Annotated in this window: 13 protein-coding genes and 1 pseudogene; 6 read left to right on the top strand and 8 right to left on the bottom strand. The window is 61.6% G+C overall.

The features are described 5' to 3' along the window. Window positions 1-437 precede the first annotated feature (437 nt). Complete coding sequence (gene dxs / locus NW809_RS00565) at window positions 438-2,387, top strand: 1-deoxy-D-xylulose-5-phosphate synthase (RefSeq protein WP_414401317.1); 1,950 nt, start codon at window positions 438-440, stop codon at window positions 2,385-2,387. Between the two features lie 2 nt (window positions 2,388-2,389). Here dxs and NW809_RS00560 read toward each other — a convergent pair whose 3' ends face one another. The 3 genes from NW809_RS00560 to fbp form a co-directional block, all read right to left on the bottom strand. Further along, window positions 2,390-3,304: a tetratricopeptide repeat protein gene (locus NW809_RS00560; RefSeq protein ID WP_414401316.1), complete on the bottom strand. Its 915-nt coding sequence runs from the start codon at window positions 3,302-3,304 to the stop codon at window positions 2,390-2,392. Between the two features lie 176 nt (window positions 3,305-3,480). Next, window positions 3,481-5,031 (bottom strand): glucose-6-phosphate dehydrogenase, encoded by a 1,551-nt coding sequence (gene zwf, locus NW809_RS00555; protein WP_414401315.1) that lies wholly within the window; start codon window positions 5,029-5,031, stop codon window positions 3,481-3,483. 41 nt (window positions 5,032-5,072) lie between these two features. Continuing rightward, window positions 5,073-6,071 (bottom strand): class 1 fructose-bisphosphatase, encoded by a 999-nt coding sequence (fbp, locus tag NW809_RS00550; RefSeq protein WP_011430530.1) that lies wholly within the window; start codon window positions 6,069-6,071, stop codon window positions 5,073-5,075. A 256-nt stretch (window positions 6,072-6,327) separates the two neighbouring features. Between fbp and ilvD the strand changes: the two genes are divergently transcribed. After that, on the top strand, window positions 6,328-8,025 hold the full coding sequence (ilvD, locus tag NW809_RS00545; RefSeq protein ID WP_414401314.1) for a dihydroxy-acid dehydratase: 1,698 nt from the start codon (window positions 6,328-6,330) through the stop codon (window positions 8,023-8,025). A gap of 136 nt (window positions 8,026-8,161) precedes the next feature. Here the strand turns inward: ilvD and NW809_RS00540 are convergent, their stop codons facing one another. Together NW809_RS00540 and NW809_RS00535 are read right to left on the bottom strand one after the other, a co-directional pair. Continuing rightward, window positions 8,162-10,207 carry a PhoX family protein gene (locus tag NW809_RS00540; protein ID WP_414401313.1) on the bottom strand — a complete coding sequence of 682 codons (2,046 nt, stop codon included), beginning with the start codon at window positions 10,205-10,207 and terminating at the stop codon, window positions 8,162-8,164. Between the two features lie 243 nt (window positions 10,208-10,450). After that, a complete protein-coding gene (locus tag NW809_RS00535; protein WP_414401312.1) occupies window positions 10,451-11,821 on the bottom strand; it encodes a DUF2079 domain-containing protein in 1,371 nt (456 codons plus the stop codon). Window positions 11,822-12,190: 369 nt separating this feature from the next. Between NW809_RS00535 and NW809_RS00530 the strand changes: the two genes are divergently transcribed. The 4 genes from NW809_RS00530 (at window position 12,191) to fmt (ending at window position 17,381) form a co-directional block, all read left to right on the top strand. After that, window positions 12,191-13,915 carry an electron transfer flavoprotein gene (locus NW809_RS00530; RefSeq protein ID WP_414401311.1) on the top strand — a complete coding sequence of 575 codons (1,725 nt, stop codon included), beginning with the start codon at window positions 12,191-12,193 and terminating at the stop codon, window positions 13,913-13,915. A gap of 288 nt (window positions 13,916-14,203) precedes the next feature. Continuing rightward, complete coding sequence (gene mgtE / locus NW809_RS00525; RefSeq protein WP_414401310.1) at window positions 14,204-15,604, top strand: magnesium transporter; 1,401 nt, start codon at window positions 14,204-14,206, stop codon at window positions 15,602-15,604. 76 nt (window positions 15,605-15,680) lie between these two features. Further along, a complete protein-coding gene (locus NW809_RS00520) occupies window positions 15,681-16,388 on the top strand; it encodes a hypothetical protein (RefSeq protein WP_071813519.1) in 708 nt (235 codons plus the stop codon). A 24-nt stretch (window positions 16,389-16,412) separates the two neighbouring features. Next, entirely contained in the window at window positions 16,413-17,381 is a 969-nt protein-coding gene (fmt, locus tag NW809_RS00515; protein ID WP_099813161.1) for a methionyl-tRNA formyltransferase, read from the top strand. Between the two features lie 84 nt (window positions 17,382-17,465). Here the strand turns inward: fmt and radC are convergent, their stop codons facing one another. From radC to NW809_RS00500, 3 genes and pseudogenes are all read right to left on the bottom strand, one after another. Then, on the bottom strand, window positions 17,466-18,197 hold the full coding sequence (radC, locus tag NW809_RS00510) for a RadC family protein (RefSeq protein WP_011430522.1): 732 nt from the start codon (window positions 18,195-18,197) through the stop codon (window positions 17,466-17,468). A 7-nt stretch (window positions 18,198-18,204) separates the two neighbouring features. Next, window positions 18,205-19,896, bottom strand: a complete 1,692-nt coding sequence (locus tag NW809_RS00505; protein WP_011430521.1) for an ArnT family glycosyltransferase — start codon at window positions 19,894-19,896, stop codon at window positions 18,205-18,207. Continuing rightward, window positions 19,889-20,187, bottom strand: a pseudogene (locus NW809_RS00500) (CIA30 family protein); the annotation flags it as partial. The pseudogene NW809_RS00500 and the gene NW809_RS00505, both read right to left, overlap by 8 nt.

The following is a 20,187-nucleotide window of genomic DNA, read 5'->3' as shown; positions in this document are numbered from 1 at the left end:
TTGTGCGATGCTAACCCCTGCATGAGCTCCTTGGTGCTCCCTCTCAGGATCTCACTGCCCTTGGACCAGGGGATCCCGATGTTTTCCGAAGTTCCGCAGGGGATGGCAACAAAACCCGCCCAGAAAATGATTTAGCTGAAGGGGGTTCGGGGGTAGATCAGCCCCGCACTGTACTGTCGAGAGGCAGTCAGTGCCAGATACCCCCGTCGCAGACTCGCAACAATAAAATGGATCTAGTTGTAGAAAACGGCGTTGCCGGAACCTGGTGCAACTACGCGGTAGGGCATTCCATGTCTGCATCCCTAACGGCACGGCAAAGCCGAACGCAGAGGGTTCTTGCAGAAGCTCCCCGACGAAGCGAGAAGCCCGCACTCTATACGTCAGCATGAGTGCGGGAGTATGTCACAGTGAGATTACACCGGAAGGACAAGTCCCCTATGCACCTGAGTGAGATCACTCACCCCAACCAGCTCCGCAACCTCAGCCTCAGCCAGTTGCGCAGCCTAGCCCGCCAGATTCGCGAAAAGCACTTGCAAACGGCTGCCAACTCTCCAGTCGGCTGTCACCTGGGGCCGGGGCTGGGCGTGGTGGAGCTGACCTTGGCGCTCTACAAAACCCTCGACCTGGATCGCGACAAGGTGATTTGGGATGTGGGCCACCAAGCCTATGCCCACAAAATGCTTACTGGCCGCTACCACAACTTCCATACCATTCGCCAGAAAGGAGGGATTTCCGGCTACCTCAAGCGGAGTGAGAGCCGCTTCGACCACTTTGGGGCCGGGCACGCCTCCACCAGCATCTCGGCAGCCCTGGGCATGGCCATCGCTCGGGATCGGCGGGGAGAAAACTTCAAGGTGGTGGCCATCATCGGGGATGGCGCCCTGACTGGGGGCATGGCCTATGAAGCCATCAACCACGCCGGGCACCTGCCCAAGACCAACTTGATGGTGATTCTCAACGACAACGGCATGTCGATTTCCCCCAATGTGGGGGCCATCCCGCGCTATTTAAACCGCCTGCGCCTCAGCCCACCGGTGCAGTTTTTGGCCGACAGCCTGGAGGAGCAGCTAAAGAACCTACCTCTAGTTGGCTCCAGCCTCAGCCCGGAAATCGACCGTCTCAAGGAGACGGTGAAGCTGGTTACTGCCGTGCAGAACAACAAGGCCGGCATCATCTTTGAGGAGCTGGGCTTTACCTACGTAGGGCCGGTGGACGGGCACAACCTGGCGGAATTGTTGGATGCTTTTGAGCTGGCCCACGGCATCTCTGGGCCGGTGCTGGTGCACGTGGCTACGGTCAAGGGCAAGGGCTACCCACCGGCAGAGGCTGAGCAGGTAAGCTATCACGCCCAATCCCGCTTCGACCTAGCCACCGGCAAACCCTATCCTCCTACCAAACCCACTCCCCCTAGCTATAGCAAGGTCTTCGGCCACACTCTTTGTAAACTGGCGGAGCGGGATCCCCGCATCATTGGCATCACGGCGGCTATGGACACCGGCACCGGCCTAGACAAGCTCAAAGAAAAACTGCCGGATCAGTTCGTGGATGTGGGGATTGCCGAGCAGCACGCTGTTACTTTGGCTGCTGGCATGGCCTGCGAGGGGATGCGACCGGTGGTGGCCATCTATTCCACCTTCCTGCAGCGGGCCTACGACCAGATCATCCACGATGTCTGCATTCAAAAGCTGCCGGTCTTTTTCTGCTTGGATCGGGCAGGGGTGGTGGGAGCGGACGGCCCCACCCACCAGGGCATGTACGACATTGCCTATCTGCGCTGCATTCCCGAGATGGTGCTGATGGCCCCCAAAGACGAGGCGGAGCTGCAGCGCATGGTGGTGACCGGGATCCAGTACACAAAGGGCCCCATCGCCATGCGTTACCCGCGCGGAGCTGGCGTGGGGGTGCCTCTGGCCGAAGAGGGGTGGGAGCCCATTCCCATCGGCAAAGCAGAGGTGCTGCGCAGCGGCGGCGAGGTCCTGATCCTAGCCTATGGGTCGATGGTGCATCCCAGTTTGCAGGCAGCGGAGATCCTCAAGGAACACGGCATCTCCACGACGGTAGTCAATGCCCGCTTTGCCAAGCCCCTGGATACAGAGCTAATCCTGCCCCTAGCCGAACAAAGCCGCCTGGTGGTGACGGTGGAAGAAGGCTGCCTCATGGGTGGGTTTGGCTCGGCAGTGGGGGAAGCCCTCCTGGATACCGATATCCGAGTGCCGCTGTTGCGCCTGGGGGTGCCGGATGTGTGGGTGGAGCACGCCACTCCTGAAGAATCGCTGGCGGAACTGGGCCTGAACAGCGTCGGCATTGCCGAGCGCATCCGGGCCAAGGTCGAGGCCCTTCAGGGACAGAGGGCCTCGCAGGCTCAAGCTATTCTGGGCAGCTCCTGAGCCTACTCTTTCCCAAGGCCCATCTGCTGGTTGAACTGCTCGATGGCGGCTTGCTGCAGAGCCTCTGCAACAGGACGGGTGCGCAGGAGGATTTGCACATCCCGCAGCAGGTTCTCCCGCCACAGGTTCTCCCGCAGCACCTCTAGCCGGGCATAGCTGGGATCCAGGCGCACGGCTTTGGCCCCCAGTTCTTCCGCCCGTTCGGTTTCGCCGCGAACGTACAGGGCTGTAGCCAGGGCTAGGTAGGGCTCGGCCACCGCCTCGTTCATCTCGATGGTGCGCTCCCAGCGCTCGATGGCCGCCTCCAGATCCCCTTGTTCATAGTCCACCAGGCCGATGTTGTTCATGGCTGGCCAATAGGCGGGATCCAACTCCAAGGTTTTCTCATACTCCTGCCGGGCGCGATCCCATTGGTCGAGCATGAGGTAGGCATTGCCCAGTTGAAAGCGGGCGTTGGGGTTATCCGGCTGCAAGGCAACAGCCCGTTCCAGGGTTTCAGCGGCGGCAAAATAGCTGCCCTGCCGCAAGTAAGCAGATCCCAGCGAGTAGAGAATGTCGGCGTCGTCGGGAGCCAGGGCGCGGGCCTTTTGCAGCGCTTGGATGGCTTGGCCATAGTCTCCTAGCTCCAGGTGGACGTTGCCCAAAACGTAGAGCAGCTCGGAAGAGGTGGGCACCATGGCCATCGCCAGTTGCAGGCGGCGCAGCGCCTCTTCCGTCTGGCCAAACTGGGCCAGCCGCAGCGCGTCCGTGGCCAGTTGCAGCCCCTGCGCCCGCATCAACTCCCCATTGGGCAGGGGAACACGCAGCAACACCTGGGCTCGAGCGGGATCCCATTTCCCTCTCCCCAACACCATGGCGAGGCCCAGCGGCAAGGTTAGCAAAAACCGGACAGACAACCGGAATAACAGTGGCGGCATGACACCCACGCAAAAACAGGCCATGCCCATGTTAGCTGCAGCAAGCGGGGATCCTTCCTGCCAGGACTGGTTTCAACCATATTGCTATCCAACGCTGTCGCGAACGTGTCGGCGGCCTCCAACTCCCCCCTCCCTGAGGAATAGGGGCTGGGGGTAAAGGCAGCGATTGAAACAAACTAGAGGCGTCGCCACCGCCGCCCCGACTGGGCCAGCAGGTCTTCGGCGGCCTTCGGCCCCCAGGTGCCGGCTTCGTAGGTGTACAGCGGCGGCGCAACGCTGCTGCCATTGCCGCCGGGCTGGGCTTCCCAGGCCGATAAAACCGGCGTCACCACTCGCCAGGCGGCTTCCACCTCGTCAGCGCGGGTGAACAGGGTGGGATCCCCCAGCAGGCAGTCCAACAGTAGGCGCTCGTAGGCATCTGGCGTGGTTGACCCAAAGGCTGTCCCGTAGCGAAAATCCATTTCCACCGAGCGGGTGCGGATCTCCGGCCCCGGCATCTTGGCCTCAAAGCGCAAGGAGATGCCCTCGTTGGGCTGTATGCGCAGCACCAGGATGTTGGGGCTCACCTCCCGCGCTGCCGAAGGAAAAAGAGATAGCGGCACCTGCTTAAAGTAGATGGCCACCTCGGAGACCTTCTTGGCTAGGCGCTTGCCGGTGCGCAGGTAAAAGGGCACCCCCTGCCACCGCCAGGTGTCGCATTCCAGTTTCAGGGCAACGTAGGTGGGGGTTTGCGAGTTGGGGTTAACATTGGGCTCTTGGCGATAGCCTGGCACCGGCTTGCCGCCAATCCAACCAGGGCCGTACTGGGCCCGCACTGCTGCCGCAGCTACATTGCGAGTGTCCGCCAGGCGGGTGGCCTGCAGCACCTTAGTCTTTTCGTTGCGCACGCCGTCGCTGCGCAAGGAGACGGGCGGCTCCATGGCAGTCAGGCAATAGATCTGCATCAGGTGGTTTTGCACCATGTCCCGCAGAGCGCCGGCAGCGTCGTAGTAGCCGGCCCGGTCCTCCACCCCCACCGTTTCCGCTACCGTAATCTGCACGTGGTCGATGTAGTTGCGGTTCCAGAGAGGCTCAAAGATGGCGTTGGCAAAGCGAAAGACCAGCAGGTTTTGCACCGTCTCTTTGCCCAGGTAGTGGTCGATGCGGTAGACCTGCTCTTCCTGACAGAGCCGCTGTACGATGCGGTTCAACTCCTGAGCCGAGGTGAGGTCGTGGCCAAAGGGCTTTTCGATCACCACCCGCGTTTTGGTTGGATCGGCCAACATCCCCGCTGCCCCCAACTGCTGGATGGCCTGGGCGTAGAAGTCCGGCGCCACCGCCAGATAAAACACCCGGTTGCCGCGGGTGCCCCGCTCCTCATCCAGTTGGCCGAGGAGTTGCTTGAGACGCAGGTAGCCCTCGGCCTCTCCGATATCGAGGCGACAATAGAACAGGCGGCTGGCGAAGTCCTGCCAGAAGGCTTCTGGCCCCAGATCTTGGGGGGCAAATTCTTCCAGGGCCGCCCGCATCTTGTCCCGATAGACCTCGTGGCTCCAGTCGCGCCGGGCCACCCCCACCAGGGTAAACTCCGGCGGCAGCCGTCGCTGCACGAATAGCCGGTAGTAGGCCGGGATCAGCTTGCGGGCGGCCAGATCTCCGGAAGCACCAAACTGCACCAAAATACAAGGATCCGGAATGCGCTCTTGGTTGAGGCCAACGCGCAAGGGGTTTTCAGTCAGGGTTGCCATAGGGTCGGCTCAGCTTGGGTGGGCGGGGTTGGGAAGGGTGGCTAGGGGGTCAACGACCCTTCCAGGCAGCGCAACACTTCTTCCACATTCTTGCGGCTGCCGATAATCAAAGGCACTCGTTGGTGCAGGGATTGGGGCACGATGTCCAGGATGGCCTCGGTGCCGGTGGTGGCTACGCCTCCTGCCTGCTCAGCCAAAAACGCCAGCGGGTTGGCCTCGTACATCAGCCGCAGCTTGCCCTCTGGTTTTTGCCGGGTGCCAGGGTAGAGATACACTCCTCCCTGCAACAGGATGCGGTGAAAATCCGCCACCAGAGCGCCGCTGTAGCGGGCGGTGTAGCCATCGCGGCGGTGGACATAGCGGACATAGTTCTGGATCCCTTCGCTCCACTGACAGAAGTAGCCCTCGTTAAGGCTGTAGACGGAGCCGCGTTCGGGAATGCGAAGGTCGCTTTTGGAGAGGATGAACTCGCCCAAGCTGGGATCCAGGGTAAAACTGTGTACTCCCTTGCCGACGGAATAGACCAGTTGCGTGCTGGGGCCGTAGAGGATGTAGCCGGCGGCCAGTTGGCGACGGCCTGGCTGGAGGAGATCTTGGTTGTCTGCTTCCGGACGATCCTCAAGGGGGTGAAGAACGGAGAAGATAGAGCCGACGCTGAGGTTGGCGTCAATGTTGGAGGATCCATCCAAGGGATCGATCAGCAGGGCCAAGCGGCTGAGGGAGCAGTTTTCCGGCAGGCGGGCCGGCGTTTTCAGCTCTTCTGATACCAGCCGGCACACCAGGCCGGTCTGCTCCAAAGCGCGGATGAAGGCCCGGTTGGCGTAGTCGTCCATCCGCTGCTGCTCTTCCCCCTGCACATTGACGCTGCCGGTTACCCCCAGCGTCCCCTCGATCAGCCCTGCCTGGCTGAGGCGGCGGGCAATCATCTTGCCGGCCAGAGCAATGCGGTTCATCAGGGCGCTGAAGTCTTGGGCCTCAGGGGTAAAGCCGCTAAACTGCTGCAGCACATGCCGGGAGAGGGTAAGCACATCCCGCGCCATCTCGCGCTCGGCGCTGCTGGGCACTACGGGCGGAGAAGAACTGACCACCATAATCGCAGGCTTCCTCAGGATTCTTACTAGCTAGGCTGGCCAATCCCAACAGCGAGAGCCGAGAACTTACAGGGTTGCTTTAGATTTGGCCTGCCGGCAGGGTTCTCGTTCGGCTTGCCTGGCGAAAAACCGAGTAGGATAGGTTCTACTTGTTTTTTTTGAATTGGATCCCAGCGCGGGCTTATTGTCCCGCTCTTTACCTATGATGGCCAACCCTCCTTTTCCGCTGCGCAGCCAGGTTATCACCCAAGGGGTGCAGCGCTCTCCCAACCGCGCCATGCTCAGGGCCGTGGGCTTCCGTGATGAGGACTTCGGCAAGCCCATCGTCGGCATTGCCAACGCCCACAGCACCATCACTCCCTGCAACATCGGCATCCAAACCCTGGCCGAGCGCGCCGAAGCTGCCCTCAGGGCCGCCGGCTGCATGCCTCAGGTCTTCGGCACCATCACCATCAGCGACGGCATTTCCATGGGCACTGAGGGAATGAAGTACTCCCTGGTGTCGCGGGAGGTGATTGCCGATTCCATCGAGACGGTGGTCAACGGCCAGAGCATGGATGGTCTCTTGGCCATCGGCGGCTGCGACAAGAACATGCCGGGGGCGATGATCGCCATGGCCCGCCTCAACGTGCCCTCTATCTTTGTCTATGGCGGCACCATCAAGCCCGGCCACTACAATGGCCGCGACCTCACCATTGTCAGCGCCTTTGAAGCGGTAGGAGAGTACAGTGCTGGCCGCATCTCTGAGGAAGAGCTGCTGGCAGTCGAGCGCCACGCCTGCCCCGGTGCCGGATCCTGCGGCGGCATGTACACGGCCAACACCATGTCCAGCGCCTTTGAGGCCATGGGCATGAGCCTGCCCTATTCCTCCACCATGGCGGCAGAGGACGAAGAGAAGGCCGAAAGCGCCGCTCAATCGGCCAAAGTCTTGGCCGAGGCCATCAAAGCTAATATCCGGCCGCGGGACATCATCACCCGCCAGAGCATCGAGAACGCCATTTCGGTCATCATGGCCGTAGGGGGATCCACCAACGCCGTGCTCCACTTTTTGGCCATTGCCCACGCAGCAGAAGTGCCCCTGACGCTGGATGACTTCGAGACCATCCGCGCCCGCGTGCCCGTCCTCTGCGACCTCAAGCCTTCAGGCCGGTTTGTTGCCACCGATCTGCACCAGGCCGGCGGGATCCCCCAAGTAATGAAGATCTTGCTCAACCACGGCCTGCTGCACGGCGACTGCCTCACCATCTCCGGCCAGACGATTGCCGAGGTTTTGCGGGACGTGCCCGACGAGCCCAGCCCCGACCAAGAGGTCATCCGCCCCTGGCACAGCCCCCTTTACCCCCAAGGGCACATCGCTATCCTCAAAGGCAACCTCGCGCCCGAAGGGGCGGTGGCCAAGATCAGCGGCGTCAAGACTCCCAAGATCGCGGGGCCGGCGCGAGTCTTCAACTCAGAAGAATCCTGCCTGCAGGCCATCCTCGCCGGCCAAATTCGACCGGGGGACGTAGTGGTGATCCGCTACGAGGGCCCCAAGGGCGGCCCCGGCATGCGGGAGATGCTCTCCCCCACTTCGGCCATCATCGGCGCCGGCCTGGGGGACAGCGTGGGCCTGATTACCGATGGCCGCTTCTCCGGCGGCACCTACGGCATGGTGGTGGGCCATGTGGCCCCTGAGGCCTACGTAGGCGGCCCCATTGCCCTGGTGGAGGAAGGGGATCTCATTACCATCGATGCCCCCGCTCGCCTGTTGCACCTGCATGTTAGTGAGGAAGAGCTGGCCCGCCGCCGCGCCCGCTGGGCTCCGCCCGAGCCCCGCTACAAACGGGGTGTTCTGGCCAAGTACGCCAAGCTGGTCTCCAGCAGCAGCCTGGGGGCGGTGACGGATTTGAACTTGTGGGATTAGGCCCTTCACCCCCGGCCCCTCTCCCTCAGGGAGAGGAGAGGTTTGAGTACGACTCTTGCAGGAACAGAGACAAGAAAGCGGCAGAGATGAAGGATCCCTGCCGCTGGGTTTTATGGGCTGACGGCCTCAGAGACAACTAGGTACCGATGATCCCGCCGTCATTTTTGGTGATCACCACCACCGCCGAGCGGGGGTAGAGATTGGGGTCGTAGTCTGGCCAGCGGGAATTGACCTTGCCGGCAGCAAAGTCGTCCTCGCTGGTGCTGGCGCCTGGGTGCTGCACGTTGATGAACATGGTGCGCTGATCGGGAGTGGTGACCACACCGGTGATCTCCTGCCCAATCGGCCCGGTTAAAAAGCGGCGAATTTCCCCTGTATCCGGATCGGCAGCCAACATTTGGTTGTTGCCAAAAGGCGCAAACTCCTCTTTGTTGAGATTGCTTTCGCTGGTGTCGGTCTGGATCCAGAGGCGACGGCTGGCGTCGAACCACAGCCCATCGGGAGAATTGAAGATGTTGTCTGCGTTGAGAGGCTGCCCTGACAGGGTACGGCTGTCAGCGGAGGGGCCGGCCAAGACAAAGATGTCCCACTCGAAGCGGGTGGACTGGGGACTGCCCATCTCTTTCCAGCGGATGATGTGGCCCCACTGGTTCTTGGGACGGGGGTTGGCGGCGTTCACCTGGTCTGGTTCCCGGCGGCTGTTGTTGGTCAGGGTGAAGTAGACCATGCGGGTCTTGGGATCCACCGCTCCCCATTCGGGCCGATCCATCTTGGTGGCGCCGACGAAATCCGCCGCCGTGCGGGTGTTCACCAACACGTCCGCCTGGCTGGTGAAGCCATTCTCGGGCGTGAGGCCGTTTTGCCCAAACACCAGCGGGATCCACTCCCCTGTGCCGTCTTCGTTGAACTTGGCCACGTAGAGGGTGCCTTTATCCAACAGGTGGCCACCTGCCGTCTCCTTGCGGTAGGGCTCGGCAGAGACGTACTTGTAGATGTACTCGAAGCGGGCATCGTCCCCCATGTAGAGCACAATCGGCTGCCCTTCCACCGGCGGCTGGAACACCACGCCCTCGTGGGCAAAGCGGCCCAGAGCCGTGCGCTTCTTGGGCGTGCTGCTGGGATCAAAGGGATCGATCTCCACCACCCAGCCGAAGGTGTTGGGCTCGTTGCGGTAGTCCTGGGTGGGATCGGCGCCCGTGGGGGTGGCGTTGAAGCGGATGAACTCGTCGGCTTTGTTGCTGGCCAGCTCCCAGCCGTAGCGGGAGGTCTCGGTGCTCACGCCGTAGCGCTTGTGCTCGCGGGGCAGGTTGGGCTTTTGATCCGGCCCTTTGCTGGTGTTGGTGAAGTAGCCGGCCCAGTTTTCTTCGCAGGTGAGGTAGGTGTTCCAGGGGGTAACGCCGTGGGCGCAGTTGTTCAAGGTGCCCCGCGTCATCGTGCCATCGGGGCTGAACTTGGTCTTGACGAAGTCAGATCCCCGCACAGGCCCGTGGATCTCCATGAGGGTGAGGCCGGTAATGCGGCGGTTGAGGCGATCCCGCACCACAGTCCAGTTGCCGTCCCCCTGCTGCTTGATGTGGACAATGCTCACCCCGTGGGCGTTCAGCTCTTTGAGTACTTGATCGGGATCGCGGCTGCCGTCGGGATTGACCGGATAGTCCTCGTCGTCAAACTTTTGCCCCTTGGCGGCAGCGTGCATGAAGCGCGGCTCCACATACTCGTGGTTGAACACCAACAAGCCCTCATCAGAGCGGCCCTGCCAGGGATCCTTCCCATCAATGGGGAAGAAGTGCATGCCGTCGTGGTGGCTGCCCACCTGCATCCCTTGCTCGGCGCCGGTGTTTTCCAGCTTGAACTGTGGGTAGGTGCCGGTGATGGGGGTACCCCAGGCCAGCAGCGGTCGAGCCGTGTAGCCTTCGGGCACCACCACTTTGTCTTCTGCACTCACGGGGATCGCCTTGAAGCCCAGCAAGGAGCTGCCGCTGGCCGCTTTGGCAGATTTGGAAGCGCCGTTTAGCGCCGGCAGGCCGAAAAAGGTGGCCACTGCCGCCGCAATGCCGCCCTGCAGCACTTGGCGCCGCTGCAGGCGGGTTTCCAGAATGCTGCTGAAGGTAGGGTTGGGCGAATGATTGCACAGAGGCTCGTCCCCATGACGGAGCCGGGGGCCATGCGGATTGCTATTCACTTTGGTTCTCCTCTTCTCTTGTCTTGTCGGTCTTCTAGAAGCTAGATGTTTTACAAAAAACATCTATTCCCCGCGTGACTGTTTTCACGCATAAGGATAGGCACTACAAAACTAGTGGCTCGAAGTTAAGGAGAGACTAAGCCCAGGTTAAGCCTTGCCGATTTGGAGAATTTCTTTAGATCGACGTAACAATTTTTTTTAACGATTTGTTGCGATGAGGCAGGGCATTGCTGCGGCTGCCTGTCAGGATCTTTCTCGTAGCCTGGAGAACAGATACACCCCATCGCGATGGTAGAGAAGTCGAAATGAGGTTTCGTTTTGTAAAGCGGCAATCAGGGTCTGGGAGAACTCTGGGCTGCTGCGCCACCCCGGATGGCGGCTGTTGAGCAAGACATAATCAAAGGGATCCCATTGGTCGGGAGGGGATCCCTTAAAGCGGCTCTCGTCGGTAAAGTAAATAACTCGCCGATGGGTGAGGTGGGGGCTGATCTCATGGGTGGTGAGAACGCCCCCTGAGGTGGCGATCTGGGCAAGGGCCTCACGAGTGGCCTGCCAAGTGTCGAGAGACTGGAGATAGAGGGAGCCGAAAAAGGTATACTTGGCCAAAGCCAAAAAAGCCAGCAAAGACCAGATCAGGGCTGTTTTGTTTACTTTCGCAGAAGAGGCGGGAGGGTTGGTCGTCTTCCCGTTTTCGATAACATCTAGAAATAGAAAAGGAACAACAGGCAGCGCGTACTGGTGCACCAGGTCCCGATAAGCAGGATTGCTAGAAAGGATATTCAGCCCCAAAGTTGGCAGGGCAGGGATCCAGGGATCCCAGTGGCGCCAAGAGAGGCCCGAAGCCACAGGGATGACTAACAAAAATCCATAGAATAGGGTGTCGAGAGAGAAGACCTTGCCCAGGACTAATGTTGGCTTGAGAACCAAGTTTTGGATAATTTCAGGAACAGAACTGCCCAAATAGCTATAGTGAGAAACGGCTGCCGGCTCGCTGCCACTGAAGTGAGGAATAATCCAAAAAGTAGCCACGCCAAACCAAGCCGACCCTGCCGCTATGGCAAGCCAGCCGGCCACTTGGCAGCGCCGTTGCCAGCGCTTGTCAATCCGCCGGCTTTCCCAGATCAAAAGCCAAACTCCCAGGGCAGCGACATTGAGAGACAATGCCGCCTTACAGCCGAGGATGCCGCCTAGGCACAGCAAAAACCCCCACAGCTTGCCAGAGCGAACACAGAGTATAGCGGCCAAAAAAAGGGGAACGGCCAACACTTCTGGATGAAAATCAAAAAGGTTGGCGTTGAAGATGGCTGGGTAGAGAAGATAGGCGGCGGCAATTGTTCTCGCCCTGCCAGAATCAATCTCGGCCTGGAGCGCCAGATGGTAAACGGCCAGCGCTCCCAGCGTTAGTGCCAGAGCTTGGATGCCAAACAGCCAATATACAGAGGGAACAATGCGATACAAGAGACTGAGAGGATACAAGATAAAAGCTGCGTGATCCCCAAGAATGTGGATCCCGCGAATAGTAGAAAAAGGAACCTCGCCACGGCTGATTAAATAAACAGCTTGGTCGAAAATACCGAGATCATACCCTCCCGACTGAAACAAGTGGTGCCGCACAACGCTGCAGCCTAAAAGAACAAAGAAGGCTCCAACCAGCGTTGCCAAGAAAGACTTGGACAGAGGATGTTCCTTCATTGCCGCCTACAACTTGTTTAGCGTAGAATCCAAGCTCTGCCAGCTAGCAGTAAGACCGCAAGCCAGCTCAAAGACAGCCCCTTTTTCTCTGGCAAGAGAGGCTCGAATCCGGCTAGCTGGAAAAATTGCAGGAAGGAGGGATCCCTACCCAAGCAAGGCAAGAGGCTGGGGGTGGGCCCCAGCGGGGAGAACGCCCAAAGCCTTGAGAAGGTCTAAAGTTTTGGGATCTTTCCACTTTTCCTTTCTAGGATACGGGCAGACTCTCCAGAGCCACTGGGTGGGGAATTTTGCATGAGTGACGCCATCCGCTACGACCTGCTTTTGGTGGGGGGGAGCTCCTCCAACCTGATCCTGGCCCATCGCCTTTTGGATCTGGCCAAGCTCTCGGGGCTCAAGCTCTCCATCGCCCTTTTGGAAAAAGCCCGGCAATTCGGCGGGCACATCATCAGTGGTGCCATCTGCAATCCCCAGGTAATCGCCAGGCTTTTCCCGGATTTTGAGAGCCAAGGATTTCCCCACGAGGGGCGGGTGGAGGTGAGCCACCTGAGCGTACTGGGATCCCAGGAGCGCTGGGACTTGCCAGAGGCGGCGATCCCAAAGGGGCTGCGCAAACAGGGGCAGTTCATCCTTACCCTCAGCCATGTCATCCGCTGGCTGGCCGAAACCCTGCAGGAAAAAGCCAAAGGGATCCCCAACGTCACCCTGGATGTGTTCCCCGGCTTTGCCGCCCACGAGATCCTCTATGACGGCGAGCGGGTCATTGGGGTGCGGGTAAGCGACTCCGGCCAGGTTTATGAAGATTGCGTCTTTGCCGAGCTCACCTGCTTCGGGGACAAGGGATTTATCTCCAAAGATCTGGTCGAGAAGTTTCACCTGCGCCCCCGCCCGCAACTGTGGTCGGTGGGGGTCAAAGAGCTGTGGCAGATCCCTTGCTCACTGCAGGGGCAGGTGTGGCACACCCTGGGCTACCCGGTTTTGGATGGCAGCTTCAGCGGCGGCTTTGTCTACGGCCTCAAAGATAACCGCCTGGCCCTGGGCTTGATCATCGGCCTCGACAGCAAAAACCCCAACCTCAACCCGCAGCAGCGCCTGCAGGAGTTCAAAGCCCACCCCTGGATCCAGTCCCTGATTGCTGGCGGCAAGTTGCTCAAGTACGGGGCGGCTGTCATTCCCGAAGGGGGCTACTACAGCTTGCCCACCCGCTTTGGCGTCGAAGGGGCCTTGCTCTTGGGCGATGCCCTGGGGGTGCTGGATGTGGGCAGCCTGGCCGGGATCAACAACGCCATGGAGACCGGCTACCTAGCAGCGGGCCTCATTCACGACGGCTTCTTGAAAGGAGATCTGCGGATCCAAGAGGCCTACCAAAAGGCGGTGATGGAGAGCTCCGTTGGCCAAGATCTCTACCGTAGCCGCTACTTCCGGGAGGCCTTTTTGGAAAACTCCCGTCTGCTGGAAGCGTACCTGCCCCAGATCTGCCGCAGCGTCGATGCCGGCCACCCTTGGCTGGGATCCCTGCGCTGGGGCCTGCAGGATCCCGTGCGTCGCGGCAGGGAACTCCTGCGTGCCTATACCCTGCTGACGGGACGGGTCAGCGCCAGCGAGCCACCCCCACGGGGATATGTGGCCCCCCATGCCGCCATCCAGGCGGACTTTGTGGCCCCCAGCGTTGTGGATCCCGAAACATTGACCACTCGAGCGGGCTATTTCTCGCGATCCGAGGCCGTCTTTTTTGCGGATCCCCGCTACCCCGAAGGCAACCGGCACATCCTCGAGTTCAGCGCCGAGATCTGCCGCCAGTGCATTGCCACCTACGACAAGCTCAACCGCCCCACCCCCTGCGTGGCCGATTGCACCGCGGAAGTCCACCACATCCGCGAGCAAAACGGCATCCGCTCCCACGCCATGTCGCTGGAAAACTGCATCCAGTGCCGCACCTGCGAGATCGTCTGCCCCCACTTAAACCTGCGGGTTAACCCCAGCTACGAGGGATCCGGCCCCGACTTTTATGGGCTCTAGCCGAGCTGTGGCCAGCGAAATAGGGGCTCAGCCTTGCTGGCATTATTGACGTTCTCTCCAGGGCCCCCCGTAGACGGGGGGTTGGGGAGGACGCCATAACCCCAACTACTGGGCCAAGCCGAGATACTTGCGTCGGATATTGCTCGAACCAATACCGTGGATCGAAATCCGCAGGCGCTCGTGACATCATCATAAAGTCGAGATAAGGCGGCTTATCCCCAGGGCTAAAGTCCGGGGCTTGCGCCGCCCGACCTTTGGTTACAGCTAGAGTTGCAGGGAGCAAGGCCGTTGAATTCCGCCCCGCTGATCCCACCCGCCCCCAGTCCTGAGTTGAGCCGCGAGCAATCTTGTGAGCTCTTGCGCGGCCAGCTCAGCTTGGCCTTAAAGGAAAACAACTTGGAACAGGCCAAATCTCTCCTGCTGCCGGTGCAGCCGGTGGACATTGCCGAGGTCATTGGGGAGTTGCCGGAGGCGCAGCAGGCTCTGGCCTTTCGCTTGCTGCCCAAGGATCTGGCTATCCGCGTTTACGAACACCTGGACATAGAGCTGCAACAGACGCTGCTGCGCGAATTCAGAAGCCAAGAGATCCAGGACATCCTGGACAAGATGTCGCCGGACGACCGGGCCCGCCTCTTCGACGAACTGCCGGCCAAGGTGGTTGCCGAACTGCTGCCGCAGCTCAGCCCCGAAGAGCGGGAAGCCACAGCCTTGCTGCTGGGCTATGCCCCCAACACCGCGGGGCGGATCATGACTCCGGAATACATTTCCCTGCGAGAGAACCTGACCGCAGCCGAGGCGCTGGAGCGGGTGCGCCTCTTGGCCCGCGAAACCGAGACCATCTACTACCTCTACGTCACCGACCAAGAGCGACACCTGACGGGAACCCTGTCCTTGCGGGAGTTGGTGATGGCCGACCCGGCCCAGCGGCTGGAGGAGGTGATGAACCGGGAGGTGGTGTTTGTCAGCACCCACACCGACCAAGAAGAAGTGGCGCGGGTCATCCAGCGGTACGACCTGTTGGCGGTGCCGGTGGTGGATGCCGAGCGGCGACTGGTGGGGATCGTTACGGTAGATGATGTACTGGACATCCTGGAGCAAGAGGCCACCGAAGACATCTACTCCTTGGGGGGGTTGCAGTCTGGAGAAGAGGACTATTTCGACCTCAGCTTTTGGCAGGCGGCCCGCAAGCGGGTGGTGTGGCTGCTGATTTTGCTGTTTACCAACACCTTTACCAGCACGATTATTGCCGGTCAGGAAGAAGTCTTAAGCCAGGTGATTGCCCTGGCGGCTTTTATCCCCCTGTTGGTGGATAGCGGCGGCAACGTCGGCTCCCAGTCTTCGACGGTGGTGATTCGCGGCCTGAGCACGGCGACGGTGCGCCTCAAGGACGGGTTTGGGGTGCTGGCCCGGGAAGCGGCGGTGGGAGCCATGCTGGGGATCATGCTCAGCTTGATCACCATCGGCTGGGCCTATGCCCTGCAGCGGGATCTCTTGGTGGCGATCATCGTCGGGCTGAGCCTATTTGGGATTTCTGTTCTCTCTTCGGTGTCGGGGGCGGGGCTGCCCTTTTTGTTCCGCTCCTTCGGCTTCGATCCCGCTTTGATGGCTACCCCCTTCATCACCACGATTGTGGATGTGCTAGGGGTGTTGATCTACTTCTCCGTTGCCCGCTTAATCCTGGGAATCTAGCCCCGGCTGGCAACCCCTCCAAGCCCTTGCCGAACTTGGGCTAGGTTGGATCTGGTCTTGTTGCGGATCCCTGCCGATGTCTGACCATTCTGTGGAGGTCCAGGCGGCTCTCCCGGAGATCGTGGCTCGCTTGCAAGCAGCCCTGGGATCCCAGGGGCTGGGACATCTGCAGGTGCAGGCGCGTCTTTCCGGACACCGCCTGTTGCTGCGCCTGGAAGGGGATCCCCTCCCGGATGCGGATCGGCTGCTGCAGGGCCTCTTGCCAACCCTAGAGGAAATAGCGTTGAGCTACCGGCAGCGCCAGGTGGAGCTGTTTGGCTTTCCCCCCAACGAAGGGATCCCGGAGTGGCACCGCGAGTGGCGCTACCAGCCGCCGCCCAACCCCAACAGCCCCTTGTATCGCGCCCAACGCGGGGATGGAGAAGCCATCCAGTATGTGCTCGACTACCTGCTGCGCCCGCAGGGGATCCAGGCCCGCGTCCATCTGCACCCCAAGCTGGGCCTCTTACAGGTGAACTTGCAGGCAGCGGAAGTTCCGGATCCGGCTTGGGCCAAGGACTTTGTGCGGCGGGCCTTGACCCGTCTGGAATGGACCTTTGTGCAGCGGCTGCGGCTTTCCGGGCAAAAGCTGGGCTCCTTCTTGCCGGCCTGGAGCCAAGAGTTCGATCTCAAACAGCCCGCCTTTTGGCAGGCTTCCCCGACCAGGCTTTCTCCCTTTCCTTCTCCAGCAGCCGACGCCGCCGAGGGCGAGCCCTCTCCACCTTCCCCGGCCGCTCTAGACTAAAGGGCAGGGCTCAGGGGGTCGGCCATGCGGGTTGTTTTCTTTGGCACGCCGGAGTTTGCTCTGCCCTCGCTGCAGATCTTGTTGCAGCCGCAGTCTCCCTTTGAAGTGGTGGGATTGGTCTGCCAGCCGGATCGGCCGCAGGGGCGAGGACAGAAGGTGCTCCCCCCGCCCACCAAGATCCTCGCCCAAGCCCACGGGATCCCGGTGTGGCAGCCTGGCCGGCTGCGGCGGGATCCAGAGGTGCTGGCGGCGCTAGAGGCGCTGGCTGCCGATGTGTTTGTGGTGGTGGCCTACGGCCAGATCTTGCCGCCGGCGGTGCTGCAGATGCCCAAGCTGGGCTGCATCAATGTCCACGCTTCCCTCCTGCCGGCCTATCGCGGCGCCGCCCCCATCCAGTGGGCCATTGCCAACGGCGAGACCGAGACCGGCGTCACCACCATGCTCATGGACGAAGGCATGGATACGGGGGCCATCTTGCTGCAGGCCAAGCTGCCCATCGAGCCGGAGCAGACCGGCTTGGAGCTGGCCTCCCAACTGGCCCAACGGGGGGCAGAGCTGCTGGTGGAAACCCTGGTGAAACTGGAAAAAGGAGAGCTGACCCCCATTCCCCAGGATGACTCGCGGGCAACCTATGCCCCCCTGCTTAAAAAACAGGACTTCCAGCTCGACTGGCAGCGCCCGGCCCAGGCCTTGCACAACCAAATCCGCGCCTTTTCCCCGGACTGTTTTACCGGCTTGCAGGGGCAGCGGATTAAGATTGTCCGCTCCGCCGCTCCCCAGTTGCACCCGCCACCTGCCGAGCTTCCCCCGGGCAGCCCCGGAGAAGTGGTGGGACTGGCCAGGGGAGAAGGGGTGTATGTGGCCACAGGGGAGGGATCCCTCCTCATCCGGCGGGCCCAACTGCCCGGCAGGAAGGAACAGTCGGCCTGGGATCTGGTCAACGGCGGCCAACTCAGGGTGGGCATGCGCTTTGAGGTGCTGCCGGATCCCTAGCCCCGGCCCCCCTCTTGTCCCCCCGCCTGCGGGGGGATGTAGGGGGGCGGGGGTGGTCGCGTTAGCGGCGCGGAGCGCTTGGAACTACTCGGGCTGGGGAAATTCCTCCCACAGGCGGGTGTGTTGGCGCAGGCTGAGGAACTGCCCGCCGCCGAGGATGAGGTGATCCAAAACCGGGATCTGCAGCAGTTGCCCCGCCTGCAAGAGTTGCCGGGTGAGAGCAAGATCTTCCGGGCTGGGATCCAAGCTGCCGGAGGGGTGGTTGTGGGCCACCAGGATGCGGCTGGCCCCTTGCCTAATGGCGCTGCGGAAGGTTTCCCGCGGGTGGGTGAGGGTTTCCGTGGCGGTTCCCCGGGTTACGATCTGCTGGCCGATGAGGCGGTGTTTGATGTCCAGGTGCAGGACGGCAAAATGCTCCTGGGGCTCCCACATCAGGTCGCCGCTTAGGGCCATGGCCGCCTGTTCCGGCGATTCAATCACCGTCCGCTCGGGGGGTCGGGCCAAAAAGATCCGCCGCCCCAGCTCGATGGCGGCCAACACTGTTGCTGCTTTGGCTGGGCCAATGCCCTCAATTTGCAGCAGCTCTCCGGCTTCCACCTGGCGCAGTTGGGCCAGGGGATCCCCTTGGGCTTCCAATGTTTTCAAGAGCAACTGGGCCAGGCCCACAGCCGAGAGCTTGCCCGGCCCCTGGCCGGTATTGAGCAAAATGGCCAGCAGCTCGGCGTGGGAGAGGCTTTTGGCCCCTTGGCTGAGCAGCCGCTCGCGCGGGCGATCCTGAAGGGGAAGGTCGCTGATCCGCAACACGTACTGGCCCATATCTTCTCTAGGTTTTCTTCAACAGCCAAAAGGGGCTGCGGCGCTCCACGGCCTGCCAAGCTGCCGCTGGGATCCCTGGCTCCGTTAGCTCAGCTACAAAGGGATCCCAGGTCACCAGATAGTCGGGCACCTGGCCTTGGGCTTGCCAGGCAGCCAGCTCCTCCAGCTTGGCGGCATAGGGCACCCGCAGCGGACCATAAAAATAGGGTACAAACGAGCGGAGCCCGTAGAGGCCAACCCTTCCCGAAAGAGCCGGTTCTGGGCCGGCAAACTGGCGGAAAAAGTAGACGGATCCCCCCTGGGTATGCTGCAACACCCTTGGGAAGATGCAACTCCAGGCCAACTGGGCGCTGAGTCCAGTGGCCAAGAGCAAGATGGCCCATCCCCGAACGCTCTGCCGCGCCCTGATCCAGGCCAGTCCCCCCAGCACCAGGAGCAAAGCAGGGCCATAGGTGAAGAAGGGCCATTCCACCTCGGCCTGTAGGTATCCCAGGGCCAAACGGCCGGTTAGGCTGTCGGGGATCCCCAAGGCGGCCCCCACTTGGGCCCGCAAAGCCGGATCCTGGGATCCCAACCACGGCAATAGCAGCCACAGGGCCAGCCAACCCAGGCCGCTGAGCAGGATCCAGGCAGTTTCCCCAAAGCTGGGCCCCCTTTTCTCGGCAACCAGGCCTTGCAGGCGCAGGGCGGCAAAGTAGGCGCCGATGGGGTAAAGCAGCGAGGTGTAGTGGATCAACTTGGTTTGCACCAGGAGCGAAAACAGGGCCAGCACCACCCCAAAGGCCACCAAGAGCAGGCGTTCTGCCCGCTGAGTTAAATCCGCAGCCGCCGAGTCAATACTCCTGGGGATCCTCTCCAGGATCCCGGCCAGGGCCAAAGCCCCCCAGGGAAAGCACCCCCAGGCAAAGGCCAAAAGATGCAGGTAGACCGGGCCCGGATGGCCGCTGGGGGTACTCACCAGACCCCACTGGTAGTGCCAAAACGCCGCCAGCCACTGCAGCCCCCGCGCTGTCACTTCCAGCACCAGCCAGGCCAGGGGAACAGCCGCCGCCAGGCCCAAAAAGATCACCATCTCCCCCCACCCCATTGGCGGATCCCGCTGCCAGAGCTTGTAGAGGATCCAGATGGCTAGCGGCAACACCAGCCCCACCGGCCCCTTGGCCAACACCGCCAGGCCCAAAGCCAGCGCGCCCAGAGCTCTCCACCCCTGACCGGAGCGCCCGGCCCGACGCGCCTCCTCAGCAGCCCAAAGGGATCCTAGCCCCACGCCCATACCCAAATTCAGCAGCGGGTCGATGAGGCCGGTTTTGTAGAAAAACAGGGGCAGGTAGCCCGTCAGGAGCAGGATCCCCCAGAGGCAGCCAAACCCCGCCCCGCGCAGCCGCCCTCCCCACGCCACCAAAAGGGCTACGGTGATCCCGCCAACCCAGGCATTGGGCAGCCGCGCCGCCCCTTCGTTGACCCCCAGGGCCGCCATCGCCAGGGCCTGCAGCCAAAAAAAGAGGGGGGGCTTTTCGAAAAAAGGCTCGCCGTTAATTTGCAAAGCCAGGGGATCGCCGCTGGCCAGCATCTGCCGCGCCAAGCTGGCGTAAATGAGCTCGTCCCAGTCAAACAGGTAAGGGATCCCCTGGCCCGCCCACAGCCATAGGCCGGCCAAAAGCCCCAGGGATCCCTTGAGGCGGCCCAGAAGCTTAGCCATGGACAGCTTCTAGAGGCACCACCCGGCCCACACTCTCGGGCGAGTGCAATAGCCGCAGCAACTGGGCTGCCAGAGCGGATCCCTCGATCTCTGCAGGAATCTCCACCCCACACCAGCGGCTGGAGCTCTCCCGCAAGGCCGCCACCCAATCGGGAGTTAGGGATCCCCGCGCCACCCCCATCAGTTGCGGCAGCGGATCGCGGCGGTAGAGCCCGATCCAGCGCAGGCCCAGTTGGAAGGGCCCAGGCCGAAAGCGGGGGTTGGGGCTGCCGTCCGCCTCAAACTTGCTCA

The organism is Synechococcus sp. WC101 (assembly GCF_047461555.1).
Lineage (GTDB): Bacteria > Cyanobacteriota > Cyanobacteriia > Thermostichales > Thermostichaceae > Thermostichus.
The sequence above is the reverse complement of the archived record's forward strand: the minus strand, read 5'-3'. Positions and strand labels throughout refer to the sequence as shown.

Coding starts and splice junctions, on each gene's coding strand:
- dxs (WP_414401317.1), top strand. CDS start 438: ATGCACCTGAGTGAGATCACTCACCCCAACCAGCTCCGCAACCTCAGC.
- NW809_RS00560 (WP_414401316.1), bottom strand. CDS start 3,304: ATGCCGCCACTGTTATTCCGGTTGTCTGTCCGGTTTTTGCTAACCTTG.
- zwf (WP_414401315.1), bottom strand. CDS start 5,031: ATGGCAACCCTGACTGAAAACCCCTTGCGCGTTGGCCTCAACCAAGAG.
- fbp (WP_011430530.1), bottom strand. CDS start 6,071: ATGGCGCGGGATGTGCTTACCCTCTCCCGGCATGTGCTGCAGCAGTTT.
- ilvD (WP_414401314.1), top strand. CDS start 6,328: ATGGCCAACCCTCCTTTTCCGCTGCGCAGCCAGGTTATCACCCAAGGG.
- NW809_RS00530 (WP_414401311.1), top strand. CDS start 12,191: ATGAGTGACGCCATCCGCTACGACCTGCTTTTGGTGGGGGGGAGCTCC.
- NW809_RS00520 (WP_071813519.1), top strand. CDS start 15,681: ATGTCTGACCATTCTGTGGAGGTCCAGGCGGCTCTCCCGGAGATCGTG.
- fmt (WP_099813161.1), top strand. CDS start 16,413: ATGCGGGTTGTTTTCTTTGGCACGCCGGAGTTTGCTCTGCCCTCGCTG.
- radC (WP_011430522.1), bottom strand. CDS start 18,197: ATGGGCCAGTACGTGTTGCGGATCAGCGACCTTCCCCTTCAGGATCGC.
- NW809_RS00505 (WP_011430521.1), bottom strand. CDS start 19,896: ATGGCTAAGCTTCTGGGCCGCCTCAAGGGATCCCTGGGGCTTTTGGCC.